General features: G+C 43.9%; 3 protein-coding genes. 1 reads left to right on the forward strand and 2 read right to left on the reverse strand.

Annotation, left to right across the window (positions count from 1 at the left end; translation table 11 throughout):
* Positions 1–31 precede the first annotated feature (31 nt).
* Both RM529_RS15545 and RM529_RS15550 read right to left on the reverse strand, forming a co-directional pair.
* Entirely contained in the window at positions 32–1816 is a 1785-nt protein-coding gene (locus RM529_RS15545) for an SLC13 family permease (RefSeq protein WP_311485671.1), read from the reverse strand.
* A gap of 132 nt (positions 1817–1948) precedes the next feature.
* Positions 1949–5215, reverse strand: a complete 3267-nt coding sequence (locus RM529_RS15550) for an amidohydrolase family protein (protein ID WP_311485672.1) — start codon at positions 5213–5215, stop codon at positions 1949–1951.
* A gap of 421 nt (positions 5216–5636) precedes the next feature.
* Between RM529_RS15550 and RM529_RS15555 the strand changes: the two genes are divergently transcribed.
* Positions 5637–5847 (forward strand): hypothetical protein (locus RM529_RS15555; protein WP_311485673.1); only part of this gene is annotated, 211 nt, incomplete at its 3' end.

A 5847-nucleotide genomic window follows, 5' to 3' on the forward strand; every position in this document is an offset into this window, starting at 1 on the left:
AAACGGGTTGTGCAATTTTACTTTTCTCATATTAAAAGGGAAAAAAGATGGGTATTATAAAAGACGCAGCGATCCAGATTATAAAATTAAGAGGTGTGCCAAATTTTAGAAAATCATTGAACTTGTAATTTCCCGGGGCATAAACCATGGTGTTTACAGGATAACTCACAGGAGTCATAAAAGTTAATGAACAGGCAAACATCACCCCAATTAAAAACGGCTTTTCACTTACCGCCATGGCCGAGGCAAGGCTTATTACAATTGGTGACATTAAAGCGGCCGCGGCTTTGCTGGACAGTACGTTTGTTGAGAGAAAGGTAACAAGAAAAATCAGACTAAGGGTGATCCTGGGATCCAAATCGCCCATATTTTCGAAGACAAAATCTGAAATAATTGCCGAGCCGCCGGTTTTTTCGAGCGCACTACCCATAGAAAGCACACCGGCCATCATAAAAATTACTTTCCATTCTATGGCTGCGTAAGCTTCTGAAGGTTTTAAGACCGCCAGGATCACCAAAAGCAGGCTTCCCACCATCGCACTTATTAAAATGGAGGTAAGGTTAAAAGCTGCGGCCGCCACTACCCCGGTAATGATAAGCAGTGCCGGGATAGCCTTCCGGTAATCGATATTCCGGTTTTGATATTCTGAGAGAGTTACCACTAATTTGCGGGCGGTTAGCGTATTGATATTTTTTTCGGAAGCAAATAAAAGCATCATATCGCCTTCCTTCAATTCTACGTGCGCAACGTCCTGGGTAATTGTCTCTTTTCTATGCCGTATCGCCAGCACCGAAGCATAATAAGTATTCCGAAAGTTAATTTGCCTAAGCGATTTTCCTGCAAGGCCAGACCCGTATGGGATCATTACTTCGTAAATTTTCTTCTCTTCTTTGGTTTCTTCAGTAGGTTTTATTTCAGAAATATCTTTTTTATCGCCAATTACCGCATAATGGCGGTTGGTTTTAAGTTTTGCAAGGCTTTCCGGGTCTGTGAGCAGTTTTATCAAATCCCCCTGCCGCAACATCGTGTCGGCATTAATCTCGTAAACGTGATGGTGCTTGCGTTTTATCGTTAAAACCTGTGCTTTATGGTCTCGCACCAGTGCCGATTTTCCTATAGGGTGATCCACATCGGGGTTGCCTTCAGCAAGTTCGACTTCAGACATATACTTTTCGGCTTGTCTTTTTAAACCGGATTCTTCTGCGTTTTCTCTCTGCGGAAGCAAAATTGGAGCGACAATAAAAACATAGGTAAGCCCAATCGCCAGCAGGCACAATGCAGGAAGGGAAAATTCAAACATATTAAAAGGTTCAAGTCCGCTTTCCTGCGAAATTCCGCTTACCAGAATGTTGGTGGAAGTGCCAATTAGTGTACAAGTCCCTCCGAAAAGTGCCGAAAAGGAAATCGGGATCAGTAATCTGGACGGACTAATTCCTGTTTCGCGGCAAACCAGCAAAGCCATCGGAATCATGATAGCGACTACTGCAGAATCATTTATAAATGCGGAAAAAACTGCTGCTGTTGTGCAAAGTGTGACCAGGGCCAGCAGGTAGTTAATTTTGGCAATTCTGATGATCTTGCTACTTAGTCCGTCAATAATCCCTGATTTAAAAACCGCTGCGCTAATCACAAACATACAGGCGAGGGTAATGGTTGCGGGATGATTAAAGCCCGAAAAACCCTCTTCCGGACTCAGCACTCCTGAAACTATAAACAGTGCCATTATAAGAATGGAAGTAGTGTCTATCGTAAAGTAATCCTTTACAAATAGAATAATCCCTATAAAAATAATGGCCACCGTGATATAAAGTTCCATAGGGTGAAAATAAGCTTTTTAGGCTTTTACATCTAAAATTATTTTTAATGGCTAATTATCCCACAATCCGAACTTCAAACTATGAGCGCAGCGAACTCCGAACCCCGAACTCCAAACTTGAGCGCAGCGAAACTAATGCGCCATACATCCATGCCCCTGCTCATGCCAGTCAAATGCCGGACTGTAGCGATTATTCTCCCAATAAAAGTTTCCCCGTTCTTTTGGATTATTGCCGATCTCGTTCATCGTTTCGGCGTCGTAAAGTCTGCCGTTTATCATCGTATAAATAATCGTGTTGGAGTTCTGGATATCTTCTAACGGATTCTCCTCCAGTACCAGTAAATCGGCTAGTTTTCCTTCTTTTAGAGAGCCAATTTCCTTATCCATCCCAATATATTCGGCAGAATTAATGGTAGCAGTTTTTAAAGCTTCCAAATTGCTCATTCCGCCCATCTGGATGAGCCAAAGTTCCCAATGTGCGCCTAATCCCTGCAATTGGCCGTGAGCACCCATATTCACTTTTACGCCTTCATCAGAAAGTTCTTTAGCAGTTTCCGAAACTAATATTGGTCCGTTCTCATATTCTTCCTGCGGGACCATCGTGCGGTGACGGGACCTGGAATCGATGATCTGGCGCGGAGTGAAATTCAGCAGTTTTTCATTTTCCCAAACGTTCGTCTTTTCATACCAGTAATATTCCCCGTTTATTCCGCCGTAATTCACGATTAGGGTAGGAGTGTAGCCGGTTTTGCTTTCGCCCCACAGCGTTTTTACATCCTTGTAAACCGGCGCAATCGGGATGTTGTGTTCAATCCCGGTATGGCCGTCCACGATCATGTTCATATTGTGAAGAAAAGTACTGCCGCCTTCCGGAACCACATTCATATTCAGTTCTTTTGCGGCAAGTAAAATTTGCTGCCGTTGTTCCCGTCGCGGCTGATTGTAACTTTTCACTGAAGTCGCCCCGAAAGCTTTTGTCCGTCGCAAAGCCGATCTCGCGTCGTCCAGGCTGTTGATCACCGCCTTAAAATCCCCTTCGGCGCCGTAAAGGATAATTCCGGTGGAATATAATCGCGGTCCCACCATATCGCCGCTTTTAATCAATTCGGAAATTCCAAAAACCGTCTCACTTAAAGCAGAAGGATCGTGGGCGGTGGTCACCCCAAAAGCAAGATTGGCATAACTTGGCCAGTGTTGCTTCGGCGTAAGGCCATATCTAAAAGCACCAATATGAGCATGCGCATCTACCATTCCCGGCATAATCGTCTTTCCAGATGCATCGTAAATTTTGGCAATTTTCGGTACATTAATTTCTTTTGAAGGTCCAATGGCAACAATTTTATTGCCTTTTATCACAATGGTGCCGTTTTCGATCACTTTATCGCCTTCCATAGTGATAATCCGGGCGTTGGTAAAGGCAATTTGTCCTTCCGGAACGTCTGTTTTTACTTCCAGGCCTATTTTTTGGCCATTTTCGATAATTGGAGCAATAGAATCTGGCGAATTTTTCAGAAAAGTAAAGCGTTCCGACACTTTATTGGTAAAATATTCGTCGCCCAAAGTCCAGTGTATATTTTGGCTATTATTGGACCAATGTAAATTAATACCCGCGTCTTTGGTGATTTGCGTTACGGGAACCGACTTGGTTTTATCGTCCAGTTCCAGCGGCTGGCCGGTCATCACCAAAGGAGCGATATAAACCTTGTGCAGATTGGAAAAAGCGATCCATTTATTATCGGGGCTGGGTAGAAGTCGGTTGGCGTATTTGGATTTCACGTGCGTACGCTCGTCTTCGCCGTTAAGGTTTACGCTTCTCAGGTTTTTCTCGAGGTCGCCAAAAAAGTAGCCGCCGGTTTGGAAGAAAACCCTGCTGTCGTCCACATTAAAAACCGGAAAATCACCCTCTTTACTAATTCTTCTGATGTTTTCTCCGGAAGCGCTCATCAGGTAAATTCCCGGTTCTTTGCTAAAAGCCTGTCCCTGGTCGCTGTTCCCGCCTTCTCTCGCAAACGCGATCATTTTACCATCATTTGAAAATACCGGATTACGATAAATGCCTTTTTTAGACGTAAGCGTAGTTGCCTTTCCGCCGGAAACCGAAATCTTCTTGATGCTTCCCATTCGTTCATCGTCCCAAGTTACATAGACAATTTGCTTTCCGTCCGCAGAAAAATCGGGTTCAAATTCAAAATCTTCACTGTCGGTGAGACGCTGAGGTTTTCCATTAGGCAGTTTTTTCTTCCACAGGTAACCTACGGCGTTAAAAACAAGCGTCTTACCGTCGGGAGAAGTTACCGCATGCCGAATCACTTTGGGATTAAAAGTTTCAGAAAAAACCTCGTGATCTGTATGTAAAGCATCGGCAATCTGGATAGTGGTATTCACCTCAAACGGAATCTCCTGCACCTCGTAAGTGTCGATATTTGCCTTTTTGATGCCGCCTTCACTCCAGAAAACCAGCTCCTCATTGTTCGGCATCCAGCTAAAACCGGGATAAACGCCAAAAATCGCCCAGGCTTCCTGCTGATCTTTACTTAGCTTATCGTAAACCGGCCATTCTTCACCCGTTTCGAAATCGTGAATATAAAGCACAGATTTGGTGCGGACTCGTTTTACAAAAGCCAGTTTGGAACCGTCGGGCGAAACCTGTGGCCGCGCAGCACCACCGGGACCGCCTGTAATTGTTGTGTTTTCGCCGGTTTCAAAATCGTATCTTTTGATCACGTAGATCTGCTTGTTGGGATCTTTGTTATACTGAAAATTGCCGCCGGGATACATATCTTCGCTGTAATAAAGGTAGCGGCCATCTGGCGAAATGCTCGGCTCGTTTACATCCTGCTGATCGTTTTTGCGCTCGGTAAGCTGAATTCCGCCTTTGCCTGCCAAATGATACTGCCACATTTCGCCGGCGCCCAGGGAACGTCCCGAGGTAAAGTGTTTACGGGCGATAATGGAATTCCCGTCTGCAGTCCAGACGGCATTATTTAGCAACCGGAAATCTTCTTCGGTAATTTGTTTTGCATCGCTTCCGTTCTTTTGCATCACCCAAATATTGTCGCCGCCACTCGCATCGCTGGTAAAGGAAATTTTAGAGCCATCAGGACTAAACCGCGGCTGCACCTCGTAGGCCATTCCGGTTCTTAAAGCTGTGGCTTTCCCGCCGGTAATTGGCATGCTGTAAATATCGCCCAGCAGGTCAAAAACTATTGTTTTCCCGTCGGGGCTAACGTCCAGGTTCATCCAGGTGCCTTCGCTGGTTTGCAGCGGCACTTCCTTAATATCCCAGTCGGCAGGATAAGGATTGGAAACATCCCATTGGTCTTTTTGTTCTTTTTCCTGTGCGAATACTACTGAAGAAGATAGCAATAGCAGTAGCGCAGGCAATAATTTGTTAAGCATTGTGTGTGGTTTTTAAAAGGGCTAAATATAGCGAATGTTTTGAAGTTTTTCGATCGGTTCGCGAAAAGGTAGACCTATATAAATGGTACGGAAATAATTATTTTACACAATACAAAAGAGTAGTATTAAGTGCTAAAAATTAACACTTTAGGGCTTCTGCTTTTCAGCATTTTTTTTCTCAATATATCGAGAAATAATATACTTTAGATTCATCGCTGCACACGTCTTTCTGCCCTACAAAAAGCCGGTTGAGCTGCTAAGTAACAATCCGTTTTACTGATGATTTTATAGCTACTCCTGTCGGTTTTTGTAGCTCCGGAATCAAAAGAAAACTATTGCATGTAAGAGTCTCAAGATTATTAGGTTTGGGTTACCTACACTTTTTCTGAATGACAGGCCGGGCCATTTAATTTTAAAAACAATGAAAAAGACCAGTTTAGTGTTAATCCTTATGTTCCTGATTTCCCTTCAGGGGCTTCCTCAAAAGGATATTGAGATTCTATGGAATTCCAAGGAAGTAGGAAAGAATATGGTCACCGAGGAGTCCGTCATGGCGAAGGAGTATACCTTCCCTGAAAGGATTCATGATTTCCAGGTAGATACCGTTAATAACCACATAACCATTCAACTGA

This window comes from Autumnicola edwardsiae (assembly GCF_031846505.1).
In the GTDB taxonomy this organism is placed as follows: Bacteria; Bacteroidota; Bacteroidia; order Flavobacteriales; family Flavobacteriaceae; genus Autumnicola; species Autumnicola edwardsiae.

What these genes read in the sequence shown, in the direction of transcription:
- RM529_RS15545 (WP_311485671.1), bottom strand. Translation starts at nt 1,816, where the DNA reads ATGGAACTTTATATCACGGTGGCCATTATTTTTATAGGGATTATTCTA.
- RM529_RS15550 (WP_311485672.1), bottom strand. Translation starts at nt 5,215, where the DNA reads ATGCTTAACAAATTATTGCCTGCGCTACTGCTATTGCTATCTTCTTCA.